A 23,589-nucleotide genomic window follows, 5' to 3' on the forward strand; every position below is an offset into this window, starting at 1 on the left:
GCCCGCGAGGGCTCATTACCGCGCGCCCGTCCGGTCCGTTCCCCGGACCGGACGGGCGCGCGCGTGTCAGTCCGGGAGGGCCAGGCGGTCCGTCTCGCCGGGCTGGAGATGGACCGTGCGGTCCGGGAGGTGGACCTCGATCGGGGAGCGGCCGGAGGCGGGCACGGCGATCTCCAGCAGGCCGTGTTCCAGCCGCAGCCGGACACCCCAGTGGCCGTGGTAGCGCAGGGTGAAACCGTAGGAGGAGAGTTCGGGCAGGGGCACCGGGTCGAGCCACAGGGCTCCGCCGCGGGTCTCCAGACCGGTCAGTCCGCGCTGGACGAGGTCGAGGGTGCCGGCCATGGCGCCGAGGTGGATGCCCTCCCCGGTGGTGCCGCCCTGGATGTCGGCGATGTCCGCCTGGAGGGCCTCCTGGCAGAACTTCCAGGCGTCCGCGCGCCGGGCGCGGGCCAGCACCCAGCCGTGGACCAGGCCGCTGAGGGTGGAGCCGTGGCTGGTGCGGTGCAGGTAGTGGTCGACCGTGCGCCGCCAGGTCCGTTCGTCCAGGATCGTCCCCAGTCTGCGGAAGAGCCCCTGGAGTTCGGCGGGCGAGAAGAGGTAGCCCAGCATCAGGACGTCCGCCTGCTTGGAGGCCTGGTACCGGTTGACGGTGTCGCCCTCGGCCTCCAGCAGCCGGTCCAGACGCCGGATGTCGCCGTAGCGGCGCCGGTAGCCGCGCCAGTCGAGTTCGGCGAGTTCGCCGTAGCCCTCGAACTGGCTGATGACGCCGTGGTGGACGGGGACGTGGAGAGTGCGGGAGATCTCCTCCCACTGCTCCAGTTCCCTCGCGTCCAGTCCGGTCCGCTCGGCGAGTTCACGGCGGCGCGGCTCGGGCAGGCCGCGCAGCACGTCCAGGGTGCGGGCGAGCACCCAGGCGGCCGTGACATTGGTGTACGCGTTGTCGTCGAGGCCCGGTTCGGCGGCGTCCGGGTAGGCGTCGTGGTACTCGTCCGGGCCGACCACGCCCTTGATGCGGTAGCGGCCCAGACGGTCGTCGAAGGTGGCGGAGTCCGCCCAGAAGCGGGAGATGTTCAGCAGCATCTCGGCGCCCTTGGTGTGCAGGAACTCCTGGTCGCCGCTGGCCTCGCAGTACTGCCAGACGTTGTACGCGATCGCCGATCCGACGTGGTGCTGGAGGTGGGAGTGGTCGGGCAGCCAACGGCCGGAGCGGGGGTTGAGGTGCAGCTGCTGGGTCTCCTCCCGGCCGTCGCTGCCGCTCTGCCAGGGGTACATCGCGCCGTGGCGCCCGGCGTCCCGGGCGGCGGTGCGGGCGCGCTCCAGCCGCCGGTGGCGGTGGTGCAGCAGCGCGCGGGAGATCTCGGGGAAGTGCAGGTTGAGGTACGGCAGGACGAACAGCTCGTCCCAGAAGACGTGCCCCCGGTACGCCTCGCCGTGCAGTCCTCGGGCGGGGACCCCCACGTCCAGGTCCGCGGTGTGCGGGGAGAGGGTCTGCAGGACGTGGAAGAGGTGCAGCCGCAGGATGCGGCCGGCCTCGCCGGGTACGTCCAGTTCGGCCCGGCGCCACAGCTGGTCCCAGGCCGTCAGGTGCGGCGGGAGCAGCTCGTCGAAGCCGCCCGCCCGGACCACCCGGTCGACGGCGGCGTGCAGCGGGTCGCTGATCGCGGGGTCGCGGGAGGTGTGCAGGGCGACGATCTTGTCGACGGTGACGGTCTCTCCGGCGGCCAGGTCCAGCCGGATGCTCTGCAGGGCGCGCGGGCGGTCGTGCCGGTTCGTGACGGGCGCGGGTGCGGTCAGCCGGGCGGCGAGCGCGATCCGGACGTCCGAGGTGCGGGTGCGGCAGCGCAGCCACACCGTGTCCGCGGCGGTCGTGCCGGTGAGCACATGGGTCAGATGGCGGCCGTCCAGGTCCCGGTAGCGCGGCACCCCGGCGTTGGTGACGTCGCCGTCGAGCGCCGCCTCGGTCTCCAGGGGGCCGGAGAAGCCCTCGGCGGTGAACTCGGTGCGCAGACCGGCCAGATGGGGGTCGGCCATGTGCACGAAGCGGTGCTGGCGCACCATGAGCGTCCGTCCGGCGCCGAGGCCGTACCGCGTCCTGCGCTCCAGGAGTCCGGAGGACAGGTGCAGGGTCTCGCCGTGGTCGAGCACGTGTGCGGTGTCGGGGGTGAGCCAGGGCTCGCCGGGGAGCCGGAAGCGCAGCGGCAGCCAGTTGGGCAGGTTGACCATGTCCTCGTTCTCGACGTGCCGTCCGGCGACCTCGGAGACGAGCCGGTTGTAGACGCCGGCCGCGTACGTGCCCGGGTAGTGCACCTCGTCCGCGGAACACTCCGGCAGCGCGCCCCGGGTGGCGAAGTATCCGTTGCCCAGGGTGCACAGCGACTCCCGCAGACGCGCGTCGGCGGGGTCGTACCCCTCGTGCTCCCAGGTCCAGCCCGTCACTGCGACACTCCTCCCGCCGACGGCTGCCGCCGCGGCGCGGCGCCGCGGCGGCCCGTCCCGGAGTCGTCACCGACGGTGAGACCCGCACCGGTCATGGACGGACGGCCACCACGGCCGACGACCGACCACCGGAGTACCCGCGGCGGCCACCCGGCACACCCGGACAGCCATCAGCGCCTGCCTCCCGACTCCTGCCGGGGTCACGAAGCCCGGCACACATCTACCGCGCCGACTCCCCCGCCTCACAGCCGCACGCACAAACCCTCACTCAAACCGACCGGAAGACACCGCCCCCGGAGCCGGCCTGATCCGGAGGACAGACCCGAACCGTCTACCGCTCCCCCACCGGCACGCGCCACAGCAGTGTGGTGCCCCCGTCTGCGGAGTCGGTGATGTCGAACGTGCCACCCAGTTGTTCCGCTCGTTCGGCCATGTTGCGCAGGCCGCTGCGGCGGCCCCCGTCCGGGATGCCCACGCCGTTGTCCGCGACCGTCAGCCGTACCTCGCGTCCGTCGGTCTCGAGCACCACCTCGGCACGGTCGGCGCGGGCGTGCCGGGCGATGTTGGTCAGCGCCTCGAAGAGCACGGCCACCAGATGGTCGGCGGCCTCCTTGGAGACGTGGGTGTCGATCAGGCCCTCCATCCGCACGCTCGGGGGGAAGCCGAGCACGGGTGCGGTCTCGCCGACCACCCGTACGACGCGGGCGCGCAGGCCGGTTCCGCCGCCCTCGTCGGCGGGCGAGCGCAGGCCGAAGATGGTCGACCTGATGATCTTGATGGTCTCGTCGAGGTCGTCCACGGCCCGCAGCACCCGCTCCGAGGCCTCCTTGTGCTCGATGAACCGGCCGGCGCTCTGCAGCGTCATACCGGTGGCGAACAACCGCTGGATGGCCAGGTCGTGCAGATCGCGGGCGATGCGGTCGCGGTCCTCGAACACGGCGATCTGCTCGGCGTCCCGGCGGCGCTCCGCCAGCTCCATCGCCACGGCCGCCTGGGCGGCGAACCCCTGCAGCGGTTCGATCTCCTTGTCCGTGAACGCGTTGCGGTCCACGGCCCGCGCCAGCAGGACGATGCCACGCACGCTCTCGCCCGACCCGATGGGCACGGCGACCGCCGGACCGAGGTCGGCGAGCTGCTGGGGACCGGAGTAGACCCGTTCGTCGCGTGCGATGTCCGCGGTGGTGACGGGAGCGGCACTGGTGAAGGCGCGGCCGAGCAGGCTGTCGTCGACGGGCACGACGAGCCCCCGGTGGGTGTCGGCGCCCTGTCCGATGGCCAGTTCCACGGTCAGCGAGTCGGTGTCCGCCATGGGCACCGCGACCGCGGCGAGGGCGGCCCCGGTGATCTCCCGGGCGCGTTCCGCGATGAGCGCGAGCGCCGAGCCGCGTTCGCTGCCGGACATCAGTCCGTGGGTGATCTCGGCGTTGGCCTGGAGCCAGCGTTCGCGCTGCCGGGACTCCTCGTAGAGGCGGGCGTTGTCGATGGCGACGCCGGCGGCGACGGCGAGGGTGGACAGGACCGACTCGTCCTCCTCGTCGAAGTGCGCCCCGCCCCGCTTCTCGGTCAGGTACAGGTTGCCGAACACCTGGTCGCGGACCCGGATGGGGACGCCGAGGAAGGTGTTCATCGGCGGGTGGTGGGCCGGGAATCCGTACGAGGCGGGGTGGTCGGAGAGCTTCGGCACCCGCAGCGGTTCCGGATGGCGGATCAGCTCGCCGAGGATGCCGTGGCCCTCGGGGTAGTGGCCGATGCGGGCGATCTCCTCCTCGCTGACCCCGACGGTGTGGAAGGCGGACAGCCGCCTGCCGTCCGGGCCGATCACGCCCAGCGCGGCGTACTGGGCGTCCACCAGCGCCGCCGCGGCCTCCACGATGCTGTGCAGCACCTGCTCCAGGTCGAGTTCCCGGCCGACCGAGAGGACGGCCTCCAGCAGACTGTGCACCCGGTCGCGGGTGCCGCGGGCCGCGTCGATCCGCGCCTGGAGCTCCTCCAGCAGCTCGTCCAGCCTCAGCTGCGGTAGCCGTACGCGGGCGTCCTCGTCCCGCTCGGAGTCTGCCACCCGTGTGCCTCCCGTCCCCTCGTCCGGCATTGTCGCCCTGCGGTTTCCCGCCCGGCGTGCCGGTAACGGTCCAGTAAAGGCGACGGTACGGCATCGGCCGGACGGCCGGACCGGCGGGGACCACCGGCGGGCAGCCGGCCCGCTCGGCCGTCCGGCCCGCTCGGTCCGCCCGGCCGTTTGGGCCGGTCGGCCCTGTCCCGCGGTCGTCCTCCGGGGCCGGAGGTCCCCTTCCGGCGGGACGACGGTCCCGCGTTGCCCCCAGCGGCCCCGTTACCCCCGGAAACAGGCATGTCGGGTTGCTATACAGGTGCTGCCGCCGGTCCGGATCCGCGGTCCAACCCGCTTCCCCCGTCCCGCCCTTGGGAGACTTCATGCTGTCCGAAGAGTCCGCCGCAGTACTGCGGGCCACCCTGCCCGCCGTGGCCGGGGCCCTCGACGAGATCACCACGCGTTTCTACGGCTCGATGTTCCGCGACCGGCCCGAGCTGCTGGACGGCCTGTTCAACCGGGGCAACCAGGCCAGCGGCGCCCAGCGCCGGGCGCTCGCCGGGTCCATAGCCGGTTTCGCCCAGGCGCTGCTCGCCGACCCGGACACCCGCCCGGACGCCCTGCTGTCCCGGATCGCCCACAAGCACGTGGCGGTCGGCATCACCGACGACCAGTACACGATCGTGCACAAGTACCTGTTCGGCGCGATCGCCGAGGTGCTGGGCGACGCGGTGACGCCCGAGGTCGCCGCCGCCTGGGACGAGGTGTACTGGCTGATGGCCGGCGCCCTCATCGCGCAGGAGGCGCGCCTGTACCACGACGCCGGTGTCGAACCGGGCGACATCTGGCGCCCGTGGACGGTGGTGGAACGCCACGAGGAGACGGACGACGTGGTGTCGTTCCTGCTGCGCCCCGCCGACGGCGAGCCCGCCCCGCCGGCCCGGGCGGGCCAGTACGTCAGCGTGAAGCTGCTCATGCCCGACGGGGTGCACCAGCTCCGCCAGTACAGCCTGTCCTCGGACCCCGGGGACGATCTGCGCCGTATCACCGTCAAGCGGGTCGCCGGAGCGGACGGCGCACCGGACGGTGAGGTCTCCGACCTGCTGCACGAGCGGACCGGCACCGGGGACGAGCTCATGCTGTCCGTGCCCGCCGGCGACGTGGCGCTCGACGAGGCCGACACCCCGCTGGTCCTGGTCTCGGCCGGCATCGGCTGCACCCCGATGCTGGGCATGCTCGCCCGGCTGGCCGCCACCGGCTCCACCCGGCGGGTGCTCGTCCTGCACGCCGACGGCTCGCCCGTCGAGCACGCGCTGCGCGCCGAGACCCGCGAGATCGTGAACGCGCTGCTCGACGCGGAGGCGGTCTTCTGGTACGAGCGTCCCGGCCCGGAGGAGCTCGACGCCCGCGACGGCCTGATGGACCTCGCGGGGATCGACGTCCCGGTGGACGCGACGGTGTACCTGTGCGGCCCGCTGCCGTTCATGCGTGCCGTGCGCGGCGGACTGCTCGACGCCGGGGTGCCCGCCCGCTCCATCCACTACGAGGTCTTCGGCCCCGACCTGTGGCTGCCTGAGGCGGCCTGACCGGCTCGGGCCCTTCGTGCCACCGGCGGCACGAAGGGCCCCGGTGCCGGATCAGACCTCGAGCTCGGCCTCGATACGGCGCAACTGGTGCCGCGCCATGGCCAGGTTGGCCCGGCCGCCGTCGAGCACCAGGTACAGGAAGAGGCCGTTCCCGCCGCGCCCCTTGAGCAGGCGGATGAGGTGGTACTGGCTGTTCAGGGTGATCAGGATGTCCTCGATCTCCTCGTTCAGCCCCAGGTGTTCCATGGTGCGCAGCTTGGACCGTACGACGTCGGTGTTGCCGGCGGCGGCGACCTCCAGGTTGAAGTCCTTGCCGCCGCCCAGCGTGCCGAGGGCCATGCCGCTGGTGTAGTCGACGAGTGCGGCGGCCGTCGCGCCGTCGATGGAGCTGAGGCATTCCTTGAGCGAGGTCTCGGTGTTGGCCATGGGACGTGTCCTTTCGGTCGTGACAGGTGATTCGGGCCGGCCGCCGGGTCGTACGGAGGCGTCCGGCCGGGGAGGGGAACCGGGAGGAAAGCCCGGAGGAAAACCGGGAGGTCAGCCGCCGGGCTGGGGCCGGGGCCGGTGTGCGGGCCGCTGCGGGGTCCGCACCGGGAGGGTGCCGATGGGCCGGGCCGGGCCCTGGGCCGGCGCGGGGGTCTCCCGGGTCGTGAGCCGGTCGGCGTGCCGCCCGGCGCCCGGGCCGCTGTGGGTGTCCACCAGCTCCGCGATCCGGGATCCGCTGCGCCGGCCCTCCAGGTGCAGCCGGCCCACGTTGACCCGGTCGTCGGCGAGGAGGGTGAGGACGGCGGTGGTGCCGGCCGCGTAGGTGGCGATGTAGCCCTGGCTGCCGCGCACCAGGAGTTCGCGGAACTCGCCGCGGGCGGCGGCGTCCGCCATCCGGTACGCGACGCCGAGCGCGGCGGCGGTGAGCGCGGCCAGCCCCTCCGGTTCGGTGTCGGGGATGTCGTGGGCGAGGACGAGTCCGTCGACGGTGGCCGCGAGGGAGCCCGCCAGCTTGGGTATACGGGTGCGGAGCCGACGCAGTTCGTCCAGCACGTCGGTCTCGACGGCCATGAGCAGTCTCCTTTCGGCACGCTGTCGGCGCGCGCGGATCACAGTGCCTCCAAGGCGTCCAGGAGCCGTCTCAGCAGCGCTGTGTCGGGCTCGTCCCACGCCGCGCCGCCCGCGTCGGGGACGGCGTGGACGGGCGTGGCGGGCGGGGGTGGCGCGGGGGTGACCAGTCCGCCGGCGGCCAGGCGGCGCAGTTCGACGAGGGTGTGGAAGGTGCGGTGGGCGAGGGCCGCGGCGATCTGTGCGGCGGTGCGGGCGCCGTCGACCTGGGCGAGGGTGCGGGCGCGGCGGGGCGGCAGTTCGGCGGGGCCGGTGCCCGGCACGCGGGTGAGCGGGGCGGTGTCGACGGCCGGGTCGGGCCAGATGCGGTGCAGCAGGGCGCGGCGGCGCCGTGACTCGCCGAGCACGGTCGCCACGGGTACGGGGCGGACCGCGCCGAGCCAGTGCGCGACCCCGGGGCGGAAGCGGAGCGTGGCGCCGTCGTGGGCGAGCGCGAAGTACGCCGCGTCGAACAGGGCGCCCAGATGGCACAGTTCCAGCGCGCCGGTGGTGAGGCGCCCGCTGTCGACGAGCTGGCGGCCGACGCGGTGCCGGGCCCCGGCCCGTTCGACGGCGTCCCACCAGCCGGCCGGGGCGACGGCGCCGCTGCGGGTGAGCAGGTCGCCGAGGTCGGGGCTGTACGCGGACTCGACGTGGACGACGTGTCCGGCCGAGAGGTAGAAGACCCCGGACTCCGTGGAGAGTGCCCCGGTGGCGTGGTCGGCCGCGAGGGTGCCGAGCAGTTCCGGCGCGGTTTCGCCGGTGCACGCCGCGGTCATCCGAGCACCAGCCGGTCCGCCATCTCGGCCAGCCGGATCCGGGCCAGGGCGAGGTTGCCGTCGGCGCGGTCGAGCCAGAGGTACAGGAACACCGTGCTGTCGAAGGTCGTGACGACGAAGCGCAGGAGGTGGTACGCGTCGGCGGTGGTGAGGATCAGGTCGTCGACGGGTGGTTCCTTGCCCGTCCCGGCCCCGCCGCCGGCGGGCGCGAGGGTGCCGCTCTCCATGGCCAGGCGGGCGAGTTCGGCGGTCTCCGCGGCCGTGGCCTCCACGTCCTCGCCGGGCGCCTCGCCCACCGCCCCCAGGGCGAGCCCGCTGATCCAGTCGACCACCAGGGCACCGCGCGCCCCCGGCAGTCGCATGGCTTCCAGCAGGCTCTCGTCGATTCCGGGCACGCCGGATCCCCCTTCTCGCACGGCTGTACCGCGAACGTGACGTCGACGCTACGGTGTGTGCTCGACCGAGGTGAGGGCTTTGGCGTTTTCCGGGGGAATATGCGACAGGGGCGGTGCGCCGCTGGTAGGGTCCGGGCTTTTGCCGCCGGACCACCGCCGGGACAGGGCGCGGGCGGGGCCGGCCCCGGTGCGGATGGTGGGCCGGCCCCGCCCGCGGGCCCCATTGTGGTGACGGCCCCGCCGCCGGGACCACGGGTGAACCGCTGTCACCATGTGTGCGCCGCGCACACCCCGCGCGCGACACGCCGACCGGCGGAGCCCCGGCTCAATCCTCCGGCCGGCCACGACGATACTGGCAGGAGCACGTGCCCCCGCTCACGACTGGACCCATGCCGACCTCCTCCTCAGCCCGCCCCGCCGTCCCTCCCACAGTCTGGCTGGCCCGCGGCCGCCACGCCGGTGCCACGCCCGACACGGCGATCCGGCACACCCTGCACTGGCTCAAGGCCGGCCAGGACATCGACGACTTCCTGGAACTCCCCGCGCCGGACACCGCTCCCGACCTGGTGTTCGAAGCCCGGACGCGAGTCGCGGGCGGGGTCACCGTGCGCGCCCGGCTGAGCCTCGCGCCCGGCACAGACACGGGCCGGGACTGGATCCTGGTCGCCGAGGCGGAACAGCCCTGGGACCCCTCCTGGCCGTCCCCGGCCGCCATGTTCTGGCCGTCGGAGCCGGACCCGGGGTGGAACGCCGACCCGGCGACGGGACTGCGGCCGGGCGTGATCAATCCGCTGCCCGAGGACGACAAGGACGTACGACGGCTGCTGCGCGCCTGTGTGCGCGACCCGTGGCACGTCCATGTCGTCGTCCATGAGGCGATGACCACGGACGAGCGCGGCCGGGTGCCGCTCGCGCGCTGGCTGCCGCCGGGGCTGCGGGACCGGGTGGTGGAGCACCGGGCCACGCCCCAGCAGTCGCGGGTGGCGAACTGGGCGCTGCGGGAGTTCGGTGTGGAGGTTCCGCGCGGGGGCGCGGTGGTGCTGCCCGGCAGTCCGGCGCCCGAGGGGTACGACGCCGACGCCTTCGCCGTACGCGCGGTGTTCCTGGACGGCACGGAACCGGTCGACCTCGTGGCGGCGGTGACCCGGTACGACGCGCTGCCGCGCACGCTGCCGGAGGGGGCGGAGGACGCGCTGACGGCGCTGCGGGAGGAGTGGCGCCTGTTGACGATGGAGGAGGAACTCGTCCGGCAGCGGGCGCTGGTGGCGATGTACGCCGAGGCGCTGGAGGCGATGACGAAGTCACGGGATCTGTACCGGGAGGCGGCGGAGCGTGCGCATGAGGCGTTGGCCGTGTACCGGGAATCCGCCGAGGTCCTGGGGGCGGGGGAGGCTCCCGCGCCTCGGGGGGCGTCACCTCTGACTCGTACTCTGGAGCGGCTCAAGATCGGTGGCAAGGCGCGGCGGCCGGGCCCCGTCTCCGGGGAGCCCGCGTCGGACAACTAGGCGCTTTCGGTACGGCGTTTGGGGGGGTGCGCTGCGTCGGGGTGGGCCGGGGGTGTTTGCGCTGCCCGGCGATAACGGGGTGCCTCCCCCACTCTCGGCTCCGCTCGAGCGGGAGGTACCCCCACCACCCACCCGTGCCGCCCTGGGGTACCTCCCAGGCCCTCAAGGCACTGGGGGAGGCACGACTGCCCGCGGATCGCGGGGGGACGAGGCGTTACTCGGTCGTGCTGCGGGGCTTCGGGGTCCAGCGGGTGGTGGGGAGAAAGGACTTCATGTGCATGGCCAGGGACGCCAGCGCCAGTAGGGCGGCTGCGGCTGCGGTCGGGGTGGCCAGCCATGGGGGTGCGAGGGCCAGGTTCACGGATCGGGGCAGGGCCGCCGACGGGAGGGAGTCGCCGTAGGCGTGGGCCGTGGCCAGGAGCGCCGGGACCACCACCGCTCCCGCCAGGGCCATCGCACCGGGGCGCACCACCAGGATCAGCGCCAGCGCCGTGCAGAACACCGACAGGCCGACGGCGAAGGCATGCAGGGAGAGGGGGACACCGTCGTGCCGCAGCGGGAAGTGGGTCACCGCGCAGACGGCGAGGGCCACGGCGGCGAGCCGGGTCGACCAGATCACGGACCTGGCGGCCGGCTCGGGCGTGCGGCGGCCGGTCTCGTCCCCGGGGTGGGGCTCGGGCGTCACCGGCCGCTGGGCGGCCAGGCGGTCGATCAGTTCGACCAGTTCGTCGACGGAGCGGTCGGTCGCCGCCGCCCGCAGCGCCTCCTCTCGGCAGTGGGGCGCCAGCGGCTCGCTGTGCAGCAGCGCGACGAGGAGGGTGACGTCCTCGACGGAGCGGTGGGCCGCCGCCGCGCGGATCGTCTCGTCCGCGCTGCCCGCGTCACGCGGCGGCCGGGTCAGCAGGGCCACGAGACGGGTGACGTCCTCCACCGACCGGTCGATCCCGGCGGCGCGCAGCGCCTCGACCACGGCCCGCGTGTGTTCGGGCGAGCGCTCCAGCGCGGTGACGAGGGCGGCGACATCCTCCAGCGACCGGTCCGAGACGGCGGTGCGCACCAGGTCGCCGACCGGATCGCCGTACGGCTTCCCGGCCGTGACGGGGTCCACGAGGTCGGCCGTGGCGGCCGGGGCTTTCGTCATGAACCCGAGCGGGCGGGTGAGGGCCCGGTCCTGCCGGTGGGTGCCGGTCGCCGTGGCCGTCGTGGCGGAGGGCGGGGCCGTGGCCGCCTCGGTGGGTATGACCGGTTCGTTCGAGGGAAGTGACGAGGAGAATGTGGTCATGATCGTCTCCATGGGAAGGCTGATGACCATTTCTAGGCGCCCCCACCCCTCACTGCCACTTGGTTGAGCCACCGGGATGACCTGCGGCGATCCGGCGTTTCGCGCGGATTTCGCGGGGCATCGGACGCGTGCGCGCATGGCCGGTCCCGGCCGCCATACCGGCGTCGCGAGCGGGAATCCGCTCAGTGCGGGCCGTGTCGCGGCGAGACCGCGGCACGGGCCACGGGTCACGGGTCACGGGTCACAGGAGGAGGGCGGTCCGTTGGAGAAGACCACCGTGGTGCTCGTCGTCGCCGCGGTCCTCGCGGCCGTGGTGCTGGCCGGCGCCGTCGCCGTCCTGGTCCGACTGGTGCGCATGCGGCGTGAGTTGCGTCACGCGGGTCTGCCCACGGGGCCCCGCTGGGTGTTCTGGGGCGCGGTCCTCTACCTGGTGCTGCCGGCCGATCTGCTGCCCGATCCGGTCTACCTGGACGACATGGGCGTTCTCCTGCTGGCCCTGCGCACCATGCGGGGTTCCTCCGGCGCCCGGGCTCCCGGAGCACCCCTCCGGAGGGGCCGCCGGCGACCCGCCGATGATTACGCTCCGTGAGGAAACCAACCACCCGTTCGATTCGTATAAGTCTCTGGAAGCCAAAAGAAGTCGGCGGACCAAGCGACGGCGCACAGCGGGCCGTTGCCTGCTCGGCGCAGCACCGACGAGGGAGAGACGATGCAACCGTTCGCGCTCAACTACGCACGTCCGGCAGTGGAGTTGGCCGTTGCCACTCCGTACGCGTATGACTCCGGACTGCAGTTGAACGTACTCGGCGACGGGCGGATCGCGGCCTGCGATCACGCGCTGTTGCGCGAGGTGGGGACGACGACGTCCACCGCGGGCTCCAAGACCCACTTCGACGACTGAACGCGGACCGTAGACGATGACCGTGCTGATCCTCACCAGTGAGGAGGATGTGACCGCCGACATGGTGGTCGTCCATCTGAACGGCTCCGGTGTGCCGGTGGTGCGCCTCGATCCCGCCGATCTGACGGGCGGTGTCTCACTGTCCGGCGAGTACGTCCACGGCCGTTTCCGCGGCCATCTGTCCGCCGGCGGGAGGCTGGTGAGCATCGGCGGACTGCGGTCCGTGTGGGTGCGCCGGCCCGGCACGCCGGCCGGGCGCGCGCCGCAGCCGTCCGCGTGGCTGACCGAGGAGGCCTCGCAGGCGCTCTACGGCATGCTGCGCGGCTGTGACGCGCGCTGGATGAACCATCCGGACGCGGCCCGGCAGGCCCGCCACAAGCCGTGGCAACTGCGGCTGGCCCAGCGCTGCGGCCTGCCCGTGCCGGCCACGGTGATCACCACGTTCCCGCGCGCCGCGCGGGAGTTCGCGGAGCGCTTCCCCGACCTGGTGGTCAAGCCGGTGTCGGGGGCGCATCCCCAGGACCCGCCGCGGGCGGTGCCGACCAGCAGGGTGGCGCCGGACACGGACTTCTCCGCGGTCGCGTTCGGGCCGACGCTGCTGCAGCGGCGGATCGCCAAGCGGGCCGACATCCGGCTCACCGCGGTGGGTGAGCGGCTGCTGGCGGCCCGCAAGGCGACGCGGCCGGACGCGGATCCGGAGGAGGTGGACGTGCGTTTCGCCGCTCCCGGGTCGCCCTGGGAGCCGGTCGAGGTCCCGGCGCGCACCGCCGACGCCGTACGCGCGTATCTGCGCCGGTCCGAACTGGCGTACGGCGCTTTCGACTTCGCCGAGGACGCCGACGGGACCTGGTGGTTCCTGGAGTGCAACCAGTCGGGGCAGTTCGGGTTCGTGGAGGTGGAGACGGGGCAGCCGATCGCCCGGACCATCGCCGAGTGGTTGTCCCGTCCCATTCCCGACGAACCCGCCGAGCTCGACGAGGCGGGCAGCACGGTGCGGTGAGGGGCCCGTCACCGCGCGAGGGCTCAGTGCGACCGCGGTCCCGGCAGCAGGGCGGTGCGCTGCCAGCCGTTGCCCGGGGACTGCGGCCGGTCGAGGCCGGGGGCGTAACCGGGGGACTGCAGGGGCCGCATGACCAGCTCCAGCTCCCTGCTCACGCGTTCGGCCTCGCGGCGCACCTGTGCGGGCACGTCGCCGCACTCCGCGATGAGTCGGTCGTAGATGGGGGAATCCTGGAACACCCGTCAACGTGCCTTTCTGCTCGTCGGCCCCGATGCGGGACGCGAGTGCAGAGTCTAGGCGGCCGACCATCCCCGAGGGGGAATTCCCCGGCACGACGGACCACGGAACGGGCATTCCGGAAGTGCGTCACAGTTCAGGCATTCCGGGTGGTCAGGCACCCGTCGTGGAGCCGGGGCGGACGATCATCAGGACGGTGACGGTCGCCCACAGCAGGTTGAACACCCCGGTGAACATGGCGAGTCGCACCGTATCCTGCCGGCCGACGGGCCGTCCCTCGCCCAGCCGTTCGACTATTTCGTCCTGCCGGGGCAGCACGAAGGCGAGCAGGACCCCGGCGGCGGCCGCGGTGAGGCCGATCGAGGTGACGAGCCAGCCGTCGTCCAGGACACCCATCGCCAGGGCGGTGGCGAGGCCGAGGACGGGCACCGCGATCCCTATGCGGGCGTAGACCCCGCAGATGCGGTGGAGCAGTGTGACGGTGGTCACGGCCGCCGCGGCGGGCCCGTCGCCCTCCGCCGGGACGGCGCGGCGCGCGGCCGGCGGGAACATGCTGGCCGCGACGGTGACGGGGCCGACGGCGACGATGGCGGCCAGGACGTGGAGGGACAGCAGGAGCTTGGTCACCGGGACTCTTTCCATGGTGTGAACGGCGGTGCCGGGCTCACGTTAGGAGCCCGCCGGGTGATCACCCAGGGGCTGAAACGACAGGTTCCAACGGGTTCCCGCCAACACCGCCCACCTCGGCTCGCACCCCGTCACCTCCCCGCTGCCCCGGTTCCGGCGGGTGGCGGGAATCCGCCTATCGTGGCGGTCATGCACTCCGTGGCGATTCTGGTTCTCGATGGGGTGGTGCCGTTCGACATGGCGGCGCCCATGCAGGTCTTCGACTGGACGCGGCTGCCCGACGGCCGGCACCCCTACCGGGTCCGGCTGTGTGCCGAGCGGCCGGAGGTGCTCGCGGACGGCGGTTTCACCCTGCGCGTCGACCGTGGGCTCCAGGCACTGGCGGACGCCGACACGGTCATCGTCCCGGGCCGTGCCGAGGGCGCGCCCCCGCCCTCGCCGGCCGTGCTCACGGCGCTGCGCGAGGCGGCCGGGGCGGGCACCCGGATCGCCTCGGTGTGCGTGGGCGCGTTCGTGCTGGCGGAGGCCGGGCTGCTGGACGGGCTGCGCGCCACCACGCACTGGGTGGCCGCCGGACAGCTGGCCCGCGCCTTCCCGGACGTCGACGTGCAGCCGGACGTGCTCTACGTCGACAACGGGCAGATCCTCACCTCGGCCGGCGCCGCCGCCGCGCTGGACATGTGCCTGCACATGATCCGTCGGGACCTGGGCTCGGCCGTGGCCGCGAACGCCGCCCGGATGTCGGTGATGCCGCTGGAACGGGAGGGCGGGCAGGCCCAGTTCATCGTGCACGAGCACCCGCCCGTGCCCCGCGGGTCGGATCTGGAGCCGCTGCTGGACTGGGTCGAGGACAACCTGGCGCACGAGGTCACCCTCGGGGCGATGGCGGCGCGCGCCGGCATGAGCGAGCGCACCTTCAGCCGCCGGTTCCGTGAGCAGACGGGCACCACGCCGTTGCAGTGGCTGCTGCGGGCGCGGGTGCGGCGCGCCCAGTACCTGCTGGAGAACAGCGACCACACGGTCGAACGGATCGCCCAGCAGGCCGGGTTCGGTTCGCCCACGGCGTTCCGCGAGCGGTTCCGCAAGGTCGTGGGCACGACGCCGTACGCGTATCGCTCGACGTTCAACGGGCGGCGGGTGAGCGAGTGAGCGGGTGAGCGGCCCGGTGACTCAGACGGCCAGGGGCAGGCCGCTCTCCCCGTCCGCCTCCGGGGTCCGTGCCCGGTCGAGCAGCTCGTCCGCCAGCGCGATGGCGTCGTGGACGCAGGACGCCCCCGTCATCACGCAGAGCGTGGAGCTGACCTCCTCCAGTTCACGCGCCGCCGCCGGCGAATACCGTTCCGCCTGGGCTATCCGCAGCGTCGCGTACCGCGTCAGCAGCCGTCTGACGACCTTCGGGTCCGGTACGAGCACGAGGCGCCCCTCTCTGGTTTTCGCTGCGTATGCCCGAACCAGGCGGAAGCACTCATCCCATGTGCCCATGTGGCCACAATTGACCGAAACCACTCGCATCTTGACCGCGACGGCACGGAGCCGAAGGTGTTTCGCCCCCGCCGCCCCTTCCCGTCCCGTCCCCGGGGCTGCGCCCCGGACCCCTTTCACCCCTGGACGGACCTCACTCTCACCGCCCGGACGAGCGCGGTCACGGCGGAACACCCGCCCCCAGGGCAGCACCCCAGACCCCCTTCCGACCCTGACCGGACCTCACCCTCACCGCCCGGACGGCCATGGACACGGCGGGGCACCCGCCCCCAGAGCCGCACCCCAGACCCCCTTTCAGTCCCGGACGAGCTCGGGCGCGGCAGAGGCCGTTGGTCGTCGGTGGGTCCGGGGCGGTCAGGCCGCCTGGCCGCTGTGCAGTGCCGTGTATGCCCCTCCCCGGCGCAGCAGGTCCTCGTGGGTGCCGATCTCCTGGATGTGGCCGTCCGCCATCACCACGATCCGGTCGGCGCCGCGCACGGTGGAGAGGCGGTGTGCCACGACGAACGTGGTGCGTCCGCGCAGCAGCCGGGCGAGGGCCTCCTGCACCAGCGCCTCCGAGCGGGTGTCGAGCGCCGAGGTCGCCTCGTCCAGGACCAGCACCTTCGGGTCCCGGATCAGCGCGCGGGCGATGGCGAGCCGCTGGCGCTGCCCGCCGGACAGGCGGGCGCCGCGCTCCCCGACGAGGGTGTCGAGGCCCTGGGGCAGCCGGTCGACGAACTCCAGCGCGTTGGCGTCGCGCAGCGCGGCCCGTACCGTCTCCTCGTCCGCGTCGTCCATGCCGTAGGCGACGTTCTCCCGGACGGTGCCGTCGAACAGGATCGACTCCTGGGGCACCACGGACAGGAAGCGCCGGTAGGTGCGCAGGTCGAGGCCGTTCATGTCGGTGCCGTCGAGCAGCAGCCGGCCGGAGGTCGGGCGGATGAAGCCGATGACCAGGTTGAGCACGGTGGACTTGCCCGCCCCGGAGGCGCCGACGAGCGCGATGGTCTCGCCCGGGGCGACGTCGAGGGTGAAGTCGCGCACGGCGGGGCGCCCGTCGGTCTCGTACGCGTGGCCGACGCCCTCGAAGGTGATCGCGCCGCGCACTCCGTCGACCTCCGTCTTGCCCTCGTTGTCCTCCAGTTCGGGGGCTTGGAGAACCTCACCGACCGAGCGGACGGACTCCAGGCCCTTGGTGATGACCGGGGCCAGTCCCGCGAGCGTGGTGGTGGAGTTGGTGAGCGTGGTCAGGAAGGCGCTGAGCATCACGACGTCGCCGGCGGTGACGTTCCAGACGTCGTAGTACGAGATGAGGGCCGCGCCGGCCAGCACGCTCACGCCGATGACGTTGAGGACGACCCAGGCCAGCGAGCCGAACCGGCCGTTGACCAGGTCCAGGCGCATCCCGGAGGTGAGCAGCCGGTTCAGGGTGCCGTCCATCCGGCGCAGCGCCTTGCCCTCCAGGCCGTGGGCGCGGGTGACGGGGATGAGCCGGGTCATCTCCGTGACCCGGGAGGACAGCGTCTCCACCTCGTGGCGGAAGTGCTCGTTGTGCGTGCGCAGTCGGGCCCGCAGCTTGGCGACGAGCAGTGCGGCGGCGGGCACGACGATCAGGAAGACGGGGAGGAACTCGGGGGTGCGGATCGCGATGATGACGAGCCCGCCGGTGAGGACGGTGAGCGCGCCGAGCCCGTTCTCCGCGGTCTGCTGCACCATCTGCTCGACGGTCTCCACGTCCCGGACGACCTTGGCCTGGAGCACTCCGGCGCTGACGCGGGAGTGGTAGCCGATGGAGAGCTGCTGCATGCGGGTGCACAGCGCGGAGCGCAGGGCGGTGCCCATGCGGCGGACGCTGCCGTACAGCAGCCGGACGTACAGCACGTGCAGCGGGTAGTTGACCAGCAGGATGAACATGATGACGCCGGTGCTGGTCCACAGCCGGGATATCGGCTGGTGCTGCACGACGGTGTCGATGATGGACGCGGTGATCAGCGGCAGCAGCCAGATCGGGCTGTGCTTGACCGTGAAGACGCCGACGGCGGCGGCGAGCCGGCCGCGGTCGGCGCGGAACAGATAGGCGAGGGTGCGGATCGGGTGCTCGCCGCGGTAGCGGTGGTCGAGCGGTCTTTCCAGCGACGCCATGGGCGGGGGTCCTCCACTGTGAGCCTTGTTCAGCAAGCGCTTTCTCCGCTTGCGTGCCAGGAGTACACCAGGCACATGAGGTGCCCGCCCCGGCGTCCGGCGCCTGAGACGGGCGGGGGGCGCTCAGCCGGCGTCCAGCTCCGCGAGGTCCTCGGCCGTCAGGACGAGGCCGGCGGCGCCCGCCGAGTCACGGACCGACTCCGGCCGGCTCGCGCCCGGAATGGGGACGACGACCGGCGACCTGGCGAGCATCCACGCCAGGCACACCTGGTACGCGCTCACCCCGTACGCCCGGCCGATCCGCGCGAACGGGGCGTGGGCCGAGGCGAGTTCACCGGCCCGGGCGATGCCGCCGAAGGGGCTGTAGGGCAGGAACGCGATGCCGAGCTCGTCGCACAGGCGCAGTTCCGGCTCACTGGAGCGGAAGGCCGGGGAGAACTTGTTCTGCACGGAGACCAGCCGGCCGCCGAGGATCCCGGCGGCCTGCCGGATCTGCTCCGGGTCGGCGTTGGAGATGCCGGCCATGCGGATCTTCCCCTCGTCCAGCAGCTCGCGCAGCGCGCCGACGGACTCGGCGTAGGGGACGCGGGGGTCGGGCCGGTGGAACTGGTAGAGCCCGATGGCCTCCACGCCGAGCCGCCGCAGGGACGCCTCGCACGCCCGCTTCAGGTGCCCGGGGCTGCCGTCCTGGGTCCAGCTGCCGTCGCCGGGGCGCAGATGACCGCCCTTGGTGGCGACCAGGACGTCGCCGCCCCGGTCGTGGGAGGCGAGGGCCTTGGCGATCAGGGTCTCGTTGTGACCGACCTCGCCGGCGTGCAGGTGGTAGGAGTCCGCGGTGTCGATCAGGGTGACACCGGCGTCCAGCGCGGCGTGCAGGGTGGCCAGGGAGCGTGTCTCGTCCGGGCGCCCCTCGATCGACATGGGCATGGCACCCAGTCCGACGGCACCGACCTCGACATCACCGATACGGCGGGTGTGCATGTGCGCGTGACCTCTTCCGGCTGTCGTCTCACGGTCTCGGAAAGCGCGTACCAGCCTGGTCCCCGCACGGCCCGAAATCCAATAGAAGAAAGCGAACGCATTCAGCAGACGGGGCACTGAATCGGGACCCCGCCCGCGACACCGCCACCGCGCGGGCGCCGGTGCCCGGCGTTACGCTGCGCGCAGCCGGTCCTTTGCGGACATTCCGGGAGGTAATCATGACCTCGCTCCTCAATCCGTATCTCAGCTTCGACGGGAACGCGCGGCAGGCGCTGGAGTTCTACAAGGAGGTCTTCGGCGGCCGACTGCGGCTCAACACGTACGGCGACTTCGGCCGACCCGGAACCGACAACGCCGACAAGATCATGCACGGCATGCTGACGAGCGCGGCCGGCTTCACCCTCATGGGCGCCGACATGCCGCCGGGCATGTCGTACGCCCCGGGGAACAACTTCGCCGTGAGCGTCAGCGGCGAGGACGAGCCCGAACTGCGCGGCTACTGGGAGAAGTTGTCCGGCGGCGGCTCGGTTGCCGTACCGCTGGAGAAGCAGATGTGGGGGGACGTGTTCGGGATGTGCACGGACCGCTTCGGCATCCCCTGGATGGTCAACATCAACCAGCCCGCGGACTGAGCCCCGCGCCTCCCGGCGAGCGGCCGTTGACATGACGCTCCGGCAGGGATCACCGTACTGACCGGAGCGCGTCGGCGGAGCGCGCCAGGACACCGGTTGGGCGGCGGTCGCCGCACCGGGAGAGGCGGCGGCATGCGGATCGGACTGCTCGGCACCGGACCCTGGGCGCAGGCGGCCCACGCCCCCGCGCTGAGCGGGCACCCGGACCTCGACCTCGTCGGGGTGTGGGGCCGCCGGCCCGACGCCGCCGAGGAGCTGGCCGGTCTGCACGGCACCCGGGCGTACGACGACGTCGACGCGCTCTTCGCCGACGTGGACGCCGTCGCCGTCGCGCTGCCGCCCGCGGTGCAGGCGGAGCTGGCGGTGCGCGCGGCGCGGGCCGGATGCCATCTGCTGCTCGACAAGCCGCTCGCGCCGACCGTCGCGCAGGGGCACGCGGTGGTCGGGGCGGCCGAGGAGGCGGGGGTCGCGTCCGTGGTCTTCTTCACCACCCGCTTCCAGCCCGGGCCGGAGGCGTGGATCACCGAACAGGCGCGCACGGGCGGCTGGTTCACCGGGCGCGCGCAGTGGCTCGGGGCGGTGTTCACCTCCGACGGCAATCCCTTCGCCGCCTCTCCGTGGCGGCGGGAGAAGGGCGCCCTGTGGGACGTCGGTCCGCACGCCCTGTCCGTCCTGCTTCCGGTGCTCGGCGAACCGCGGCAGGTGACGGCGGCGGCGTACGGCCCCGGCGACACCGTCCATCTCGTCCTCGACCACACGGGCGGTGCGTCGAGCAGCCTCACCCTGAGCCTGACCGCTCCCCCGGCGGCGGCCGGCGCCGTGGTCGAGCTCCGCGGCACGGCGGGCGTCACCTCCCTCCCGGAGGCCTCCGAGGGCGCGGTCCCGGCGCTCACCCGGGCCGCGGACGCCCTCCTCGCCGCGGCCGGTACCGGTACCCCCCACCCCTGCGACGCGGCGTTCGCACTCCGGGTGACGGAGATCCTGGCCGCGGCGGAGGCACAGCTGAACGGGCGAACGCGCTGACGGCCCCACCGGGCGGCTGCGGAACGGAGCGCTCCCGACGCGCTCCGTGGCCATCGGACCCGACCGGCTTAAGCGGCCCTTAAAGCCCGGTTAAGCGATCGTCGGATCTTCGCCGTTTCTTCGAACAACCGCAGGTCAGCGCGGTGTTGCGGACAAGTCGGACCGTTGGCGGGGGCCGCGGCCGTACCTAGCATCGGTGTCGCGCGCCGGTCCCGACGTACTGCTTTGAGAGCGCTCTCTGCGGCTCTCCTCCCTTGTCGGCCGGCCGGCGCGGTCAGGAATCCGCACGAGCCACTCCTGGAGATCCCCCACATGACCCCCCGTCATCAGCGCAACCTCGGCCGCCGCAAGGTCCTCTTCGCCCTCGGCGGAGCCGCCGTGGCCATCCCCGCGGCGGCGGCGATCGCTCCGCACGCCCTCGCGGACCAGTCCGGCGAGCAACAGGCCGGCACGGCAGCGGCGGGGGCCCTGCCGCTGACGGTCGTCAACAACAGCGGTTCCTTCGGCAACGCGAACGTGCACCTCTACATCGTGGGCAACGTGGACGGCCGTCAGGTCCGGGTCACCCCGGAGGGCACCGTCGCCCCGGTCGCCGCCTCCGACAACGGCCCCGACGGCTTCACCGACTACGCGATCGGTCTGGCCGGCAGCGGCGAGACCAGGCTCTCCCTGCCGTACATGTCCGGCCGGATCTACGTGTCCCTCGGCGCGAAGCTCAAGTTCAAGGTCGTCACGGACGGCAACGGCGACGCGGCGCTGCAGTACCCGGCCGGCTGGGTCACCTCCGACCCCAACTACGGCGTGCTGCACGACTGCGCCGAGTTCACCCACAACTCCTCGGGCATGTTCTGCAACACGACCATGGTCGACATGTTCAGCGTGCCGATGGGCATCCGGCTCACCGGCGCCAAGGACCAGACGACGGGCACCGTGCGCGAGGGCGGGCGCGCGGCGGCGTTCGCCGCCGTCAAGCGGGTGGAGGCGTTCTCCCGGCTCGTCGTGGACGACACCCGGATCATCGCCCCCGGCCACGGTCTGGACGCCGGTCTGTTCGCCGAGGACTACTTCGCCCCGTACATCGACGAGGTGTGGAGCACCTACACCGGCCGGGACCTCAGGGTCACCACCAACGCCGGCACCTTCACCGGCCGGGTGCGCGGCGAGCGGTTCACCTTCGACGGGCCCGCCCAGGTCTCCTTCGGCAAGCCCTCCACGCGGGACGTCCTCTTCTGCGACGGCGCCCTCGCCGCCCCCAACGACGGCACGACCGGCCCGGTCGCCGCCGTGCTGGGCGCCGGCTTCAACCGCTCGACGCTGCTCAGCCACCCGGACCAGCCGACGGCCGACGCCTCGGTCTTCTACCGGACCGAGCTCACCAACCACTACTCCAGGGCGGTCCACACGGCCACCGAGGACGGCAGGGCGTACGGCTTCGCCTTCGACGACGTGGCCGACTTCGCCTCGTACATCCAGGACACGGCACCCACGGGCCTGCGGCTGACGCTCACGGCCTTCTAGCGCTGCCCGGCGGAGCAGGTTTCCCGCGGGCCGGAGAAGGTACCCCGGCAGCCAGGAGGAGCGGCCCTTCACCGCGGTGCCGCGAGCGTTCCGGATGCACGGCGGGCTCCCGCGTTGAATGGTGGGGCATAGGACCCGATGACAGCACCGGGGCCGCTCCAGCGATCCGGACCCGAGGAGCCAGAAGATGTCGACGTCCCAGCCCGACGCGTCCCAGCCCGAAGCGTCCCGGCGGTCCGCGGACCGCGCCACCCCGGACAGCATGCTCCACGCCCGCACCGGCACCGATGTGTCGCCGGAGGACATCGTCCTTGCCTCGGGCAAGGACCTCACCCCGCGCAACCTCGAGTGGGCCAGGCGGAAGCTGGACGAGGAGGGGCCCGCCGCCCTGGACAAGATGCTGCCCTGAGTCCGCGTACACCTGTCCGCGGGACAGAACGGCGCCGCCGGCCCGGTGCGATCGCGCACCGGGCCGGCGGCGCCGTGCCGGGGTCAGGTTCCGTCCCGGTCCTCCGGGAGCGCCGTCTCGTCCTCCACGACGTGCACCGCGGCCTCCTCCGCGCCGGCCGCCCCCGCGTCGATGCCGACGTCCTCGGCGACGGACTCCTTGGTGGTGTCCGTACGGACCCCCTCGTCCGGGGCGACCAGGCGTCCGGCGCGGCCGGTGCCCGCCTCCGGGTCGACCGGCTCGCCCTCGCCGCCGGGGAGGTCGCCCACCGCGTCCCCGGCGGGCGCGGACGCGTCCGGCACCTCCTGGGCCAGCCGCTGGTCGAGGCTCTCCCCGTCGTGCTGCTCCGCGGCCGTGGTGCCGTACTTGGTCACGCCGAGCGGTTTCTCCGGCGGGGAGTAGCCCTCGTCGAGGGTGTCGTCGTAGGTCCGTTCGTCGACGGCGTCCTGCATGTCGAGCGGCGCGGCGTCCTCCTGCTCCTCGTTGCTCCCGGTGGGCTGGTAGGCGTCGTCCCCCATCGGCTCGGTGCCCATGGTTTCCTCCCTGTCACGCTGCGTCGGCTCGTTCGCCTCGGGTGTCAGGTCCGCGTTTCCCGTGACACGGTCTCTAACCCCGGTGCGTCCGATGACGGAGCGGGTCCCGCGAGGATCAGAGGGGCGCGTTCGGGCCGTCCGGGCGGGAGTGCCGCCGGTCGACCATGTCGAGGCTCAGCCGTCGGATCTCGGTCTCGCCGAGCCGTTCGTAGCCGTCCTCGGTGATGACCGACACGACCGGGAAGATGCGGCGGGAGAGATCGGGGCCGCCGGTCGCGGAGTCGTCCTCGGCGGCGTCGTAGAGCGCTTCCAGGGCGGCCAGGGCGGCCTCGTCGCGGGACATGCCGGGCCGGTGGAGCTTCTTGAGGGCGCCCCTGGCGTACGGGGATCCGGAGCCCTCCGCGTGGAAGCCGTACTTCTCGTAGCGGCCGCCGGCGGCGTCGTAGGAGAAGATGCGGCCCCGGCCTCCCCCGGGCGCGGTGGTGTCGTAACCGGCGAGCAGCGGGACGACGGCGAGGCCCCGCATGGCCTGGGCGAGGTTCTGGCGGATCATGGTGGCGAGCCGGGCCGCCTTGGCGCCGAGGGTCATCGGGACGCCCTCGATCTTCTCGAAGTGGGCGAGTTCGACCTGGTAGAGCCGCACCATGTCGAGGGCGATCCCCACGGAGCCGGCGATCGCGACGGCGGTGTGGTCGTCGGCGGGCAGCACCTTCTCCAGATCGCGCTGGGCGATCAGGTTGCCCATGGTGGCCCTGCGGTCACCGGCGATCAGTACGCCGTCGCCGTAGGTGAGGGCGAGGATCGTGGTGCCGTGCGGGACCTCCGTGGCGCGGACGCCCTCGGGCAGGGTGCGCGCGCCCAGCAGTTCGGGGCGGTGGGCCGCCAGGAACTCGGTGAAGGACGAACTGCCCGGAGTGAAGAACTCCTCCCCCAGCCGCCCTTCGTGCTCGCTCTCCGCCATGCC

Annotated in this window: 24 protein-coding genes; 10 read left to right on the forward strand and 14 right to left on the reverse strand. The window is 73.0% G+C overall.

From position 1 onward, the window contains the following. Positions 1-66 precede the first annotated feature (66 nt). Together AMK33_RS19620 and AMK33_RS19625 are read right to left on the reverse strand one after the other, a co-directional pair. Complete coding sequence (locus tag AMK33_RS19620; protein ID WP_073934129.1) at positions 67-2,436, reverse strand: glycoside hydrolase family 65 protein; 2,370 nt, start codon at positions 2,434-2,436, stop codon at positions 67-69. A gap of 331 nt (positions 2,437-2,767) precedes the next feature. Further along, a complete protein-coding gene (locus AMK33_RS19625) occupies positions 2,768-4,525 on the reverse strand; it encodes a sensor histidine kinase (protein WP_073934130.1) in 1,758 nt (585 codons plus the stop codon). A 341-nt stretch (positions 4,526-4,866) separates the two neighbouring features. On the opposite strand from AMK33_RS19625, the gene AMK33_RS19630 reads away from it, so the two are divergent. Continuing rightward, positions 4,867-6,069 carry a globin domain-containing protein gene (locus tag AMK33_RS19630; protein ID WP_073934131.1) on the forward strand — a complete coding sequence of 401 codons (1,203 nt, stop codon included), beginning with the start codon at positions 4,867-4,869 and terminating at the stop codon, positions 6,067-6,069. Positions 6,070-6,120: 51 nt separating this feature from the next. On the opposite strand, the gene AMK33_RS19635 is transcribed toward AMK33_RS19630, so the two are convergent. The 4 genes from AMK33_RS19635 to AMK33_RS19650 form a co-directional block, all read right to left on the reverse strand. Beyond that, positions 6,121-6,495: a hypothetical protein gene (locus AMK33_RS19635; protein ID WP_073934132.1), complete on the reverse strand. Its 375-nt coding sequence runs from the start codon at positions 6,493-6,495 to the stop codon at positions 6,121-6,123. A 111-nt stretch (positions 6,496-6,606) separates the two neighbouring features. After that, a complete protein-coding gene (locus AMK33_RS19640; RefSeq protein WP_073934133.1) occupies positions 6,607-7,125 on the reverse strand; it encodes a roadblock/LC7 domain-containing protein in 519 nt (172 codons plus the stop codon). Positions 7,126-7,163: 38 nt separating this feature from the next. Next, entirely contained in the window at positions 7,164-7,940 is a 777-nt protein-coding gene (locus tag AMK33_RS19645; protein ID WP_073934134.1) for a hypothetical protein, read from the reverse strand. Further along, entirely contained in the window at positions 7,937-8,335 is a 399-nt protein-coding gene (locus tag AMK33_RS19650; protein ID WP_073934135.1) for a hypothetical protein, read from the reverse strand. Before AMK33_RS19650 ends, AMK33_RS19645 begins: the two co-directional genes overlap by 4 nt. Positions 8,336-8,724: 389 nt before the next feature. On the opposite strand from AMK33_RS19650, the gene AMK33_RS19655 reads away from it, so the two are divergent. After that, a complete protein-coding gene (locus AMK33_RS19655; protein ID WP_201263049.1) occupies positions 8,725-9,840 on the forward strand; it encodes a hypothetical protein in 1,116 nt (371 codons plus the stop codon). 214 nt (positions 9,841-10,054) lie between these two features. Here AMK33_RS19655 and AMK33_RS19660 read toward each other — a convergent pair whose 3' ends face one another. Next, positions 10,055-11,122 carry a hypothetical protein gene (locus AMK33_RS19660; protein WP_201263050.1) on the reverse strand — a complete coding sequence of 356 codons (1,068 nt, stop codon included), beginning with the start codon at positions 11,120-11,122 and terminating at the stop codon, positions 10,055-10,057. A gap of 262 nt (positions 11,123-11,384) precedes the next feature. On the opposite strand from AMK33_RS19660, the gene AMK33_RS19665 reads away from it, so the two are divergent. From AMK33_RS19665 to tgmB, 3 genes are all read left to right on the forward strand, one after another. Further along, positions 11,385-11,711 (forward strand): YkvA family protein, encoded by a 327-nt coding sequence (locus AMK33_RS19665; protein ID WP_073934137.1) that lies wholly within the window; start codon positions 11,385-11,387, stop codon positions 11,709-11,711. Positions 11,712-11,831: 120 nt separating this feature from the next. Further along, positions 11,832-12,023, forward strand: a complete 192-nt coding sequence (tgmA, locus tag AMK33_RS19670) for a putative ATP-grasp-modified RiPP (RefSeq protein WP_004935783.1) — start codon at positions 11,832-11,834, stop codon at positions 12,021-12,023. Positions 12,024-12,039: 16 nt separating this feature from the next. Continuing rightward, positions 12,040-13,023, forward strand: a complete 984-nt coding sequence (tgmB, locus tag AMK33_RS19675; RefSeq protein ID WP_073934138.1) for an ATP-grasp ribosomal peptide maturase — start codon at positions 12,040-12,042, stop codon at positions 13,021-13,023. Between the two features lie 23 nt (positions 13,024-13,046). Here the strand turns inward: tgmB and AMK33_RS19680 are convergent, their stop codons facing one another. Both AMK33_RS19680 and AMK33_RS19685 read right to left on the reverse strand, forming a co-directional pair. Further along, the gene (locus tag AMK33_RS19680) at positions 13,047-13,262 is read right to left on the reverse strand and encodes a hypothetical protein (protein ID WP_073934139.1); all 216 of its coding nucleotides are present in this window, start codon (positions 13,260-13,262) and stop codon (positions 13,047-13,049) included. A 151-nt stretch (positions 13,263-13,413) separates the two neighbouring features. Beyond that, positions 13,414-13,887, reverse strand: coding sequence for a DUF2269 family protein (locus AMK33_RS19685; RefSeq protein WP_073934140.1), 474 nt, complete (start codon positions 13,885-13,887; stop codon positions 13,414-13,416). Between the two features lie 189 nt (positions 13,888-14,076). Between AMK33_RS19685 and AMK33_RS19690 the strand changes: the two genes are divergently transcribed. Next, the gene (locus AMK33_RS19690) at positions 14,077-15,036 is read left to right on the forward strand and encodes a GlxA family transcriptional regulator (protein ID WP_073934212.1); all 960 of its coding nucleotides are present in this window, start codon (positions 14,077-14,079) and stop codon (positions 15,034-15,036) included. A gap of 21 nt (positions 15,037-15,057) precedes the next feature. Here the strand turns inward: AMK33_RS19690 and AMK33_RS19695 are convergent, their stop codons facing one another. From AMK33_RS19695 to AMK33_RS19705, 3 genes are all read right to left on the reverse strand, one after another. Next, entirely contained in the window at positions 15,058-15,300 is a 243-nt protein-coding gene (locus AMK33_RS19695; RefSeq protein ID WP_073934141.1) for a DUF5133 domain-containing protein, read from the reverse strand. A 423-nt stretch (positions 15,301-15,723) separates the two neighbouring features. After that, positions 15,724-17,490 carry an ABC transporter ATP-binding protein gene (locus tag AMK33_RS19700; RefSeq protein ID WP_073934142.1) on the reverse strand — a complete coding sequence of 589 codons (1,767 nt, stop codon included), beginning with the start codon at positions 17,488-17,490 and terminating at the stop codon, positions 15,724-15,726. A 123-nt stretch (positions 17,491-17,613) separates the two neighbouring features. Beyond that, entirely contained in the window at positions 17,614-18,471 is an 858-nt protein-coding gene (locus AMK33_RS19705) for an aldo/keto reductase (protein ID WP_073934143.1), read from the reverse strand. A 218-nt stretch (positions 18,472-18,689) separates the two neighbouring features. Between AMK33_RS19705 and AMK33_RS19710 the strand changes: the two genes are divergently transcribed. The 4 genes from AMK33_RS19710 (at position 18,690) to AMK33_RS19725 (ending at position 22,053) form a co-directional block, all read left to right on the forward strand. Next, the gene (locus tag AMK33_RS19710) at positions 18,690-19,103 is read left to right on the forward strand and encodes a VOC family protein (protein WP_073934144.1); all 414 of its coding nucleotides are present in this window, start codon (positions 18,690-18,692) and stop codon (positions 19,101-19,103) included. 132 nt (positions 19,104-19,235) lie between these two features. Then, entirely contained in the window at positions 19,236-20,126 is an 891-nt protein-coding gene (locus AMK33_RS19715) for a Gfo/Idh/MocA family protein (protein WP_073934145.1), read from the forward strand. A gap of 312 nt (positions 20,127-20,438) precedes the next feature. Further along, on the forward strand, positions 20,439-21,644 hold the full coding sequence (locus AMK33_RS19720) for a glycoside hydrolase family 64 protein (protein WP_073934146.1): 1,206 nt from the start codon (positions 20,439-20,441) through the stop codon (positions 21,642-21,644). A gap of 187 nt (positions 21,645-21,831) precedes the next feature. After that, on the forward strand, positions 21,832-22,053 hold the full coding sequence (locus AMK33_RS19725; protein ID WP_073934147.1) for a hypothetical protein: 222 nt from the start codon (positions 21,832-21,834) through the stop codon (positions 22,051-22,053). An 83-nt stretch (positions 22,054-22,136) separates the two neighbouring features. Here the strand turns inward: AMK33_RS19725 and AMK33_RS19730 are convergent, their stop codons facing one another. Both AMK33_RS19730 and prcB read right to left on the reverse strand, forming a co-directional pair. Then, entirely contained in the window at positions 22,137-22,625 is a 489-nt protein-coding gene (locus AMK33_RS19730) for a DUF5709 domain-containing protein (RefSeq protein WP_073934148.1), read from the reverse strand. 115 nt (positions 22,626-22,740) lie between these two features. Beyond that, positions 22,741-23,586, reverse strand: coding sequence for a proteasome subunit beta (gene prcB, locus AMK33_RS19735; RefSeq protein ID WP_073934149.1), 846 nt, complete (start codon positions 23,584-23,586; stop codon positions 22,741-22,743). Positions 23,587-23,589 lie beyond the last annotated feature (3 nt).

Source organism: Streptomyces sp. CB02400, from assembly GCF_001905725.1.
GTDB lineage: Bacteria > Actinomycetota > Actinomycetes > Streptomycetales > Streptomycetaceae > Streptomyces > Streptomyces atrovirens.

Excerpts from the sequence above, each read along its gene's own strand:
- AMK33_RS19640 (WP_073934133.1), bottom strand. The coding sequence starts at position 7,125 with ATGGCCGTCGAGACCGACGTGCTGGACGAACTGCGTCGGCTCCGCACC.
- AMK33_RS19710 (WP_073934144.1), top strand. The coding sequence starts at position 18,690 with ATGACCTCGCTCCTCAATCCGTATCTCAGCTTCGACGGGAACGCGCGG.
- AMK33_RS19730 (WP_073934148.1), bottom strand. The coding sequence starts at position 22,625 with ATGGGCACCGAGCCGATGGGGGACGACGCCTACCAGCCCACCGGGAGC.
- AMK33_RS19720 (WP_073934146.1), top strand. The coding sequence starts at position 20,439 with ATGACCCCCCGTCATCAGCGCAACCTCGGCCGCCGCAAGGTCCTCTTC.
- AMK33_RS19655 (WP_201263049.1), top strand. The coding sequence starts at position 8,725 with ATGCCGACCTCCTCCTCAGCCCGCCCCGCCGTCCCTCCCACAGTCTGG.
- AMK33_RS19725 (WP_073934147.1), top strand. The coding sequence starts at position 21,832 with ATGTCGACGTCCCAGCCCGACGCGTCCCAGCCCGAAGCGTCCCGGCGG.
- AMK33_RS19630 (WP_073934131.1), top strand. The coding sequence starts at position 4,867 with ATGCTGTCCGAAGAGTCCGCCGCAGTACTGCGGGCCACCCTGCCCGCC.
- AMK33_RS19705 (WP_073934143.1), bottom strand. The coding sequence starts at position 18,471 with ATGCACACCCGCCGTATCGGTGATGTCGAGGTCGGTGCCGTCGGACTG.
- AMK33_RS19635 (WP_073934132.1), bottom strand. The coding sequence starts at position 6,495 with ATGGCCAACACCGAGACCTCGCTCAAGGAATGCCTCAGCTCCATCGAC.
- AMK33_RS19700 (WP_073934142.1), bottom strand. The coding sequence starts at position 17,490 with ATGGCGTCGCTGGAAAGACCGCTCGACCACCGCTACCGCGGCGAGCAC.
- tgmA (WP_004935783.1), top strand. The coding sequence starts at position 11,832 with ATGCAACCGTTCGCGCTCAACTACGCACGTCCGGCAGTGGAGTTGGCC.
- prcB (WP_073934149.1), bottom strand. The coding sequence starts at position 23,586 with ATGGCGGAGAGCGAGCACGAAGGGCGGCTGGGGGAGGAGTTCTTCACT.
- AMK33_RS19690 (WP_073934212.1), top strand. The coding sequence starts at position 14,077 with ATGCACTCCGTGGCGATTCTGGTTCTCGATGGGGTGGTGCCGTTCGAC.
- AMK33_RS19645 (WP_073934134.1), bottom strand. The coding sequence starts at position 7,940 with ATGACCGCGGCGTGCACCGGCGAAACCGCGCCGGAACTGCTCGGCACC.
- AMK33_RS19715 (WP_073934145.1), top strand. The coding sequence starts at position 19,236 with ATGCGGATCGGACTGCTCGGCACCGGACCCTGGGCGCAGGCGGCCCAC.
- tgmB (WP_073934138.1), top strand. The coding sequence starts at position 12,040 with ATGACCGTGCTGATCCTCACCAGTGAGGAGGATGTGACCGCCGACATG.
- AMK33_RS19660 (WP_201263050.1), bottom strand. The coding sequence starts at position 11,122 with ATGACCACATTCTCCTCGTCACTTCCCTCGAACGAACCGGTCATACCC.
- AMK33_RS19625 (WP_073934130.1), bottom strand. The coding sequence starts at position 4,525 with ATGCCGGACGAGGGGACGGGAGGCACACGGGTGGCAGACTCCGAGCGG.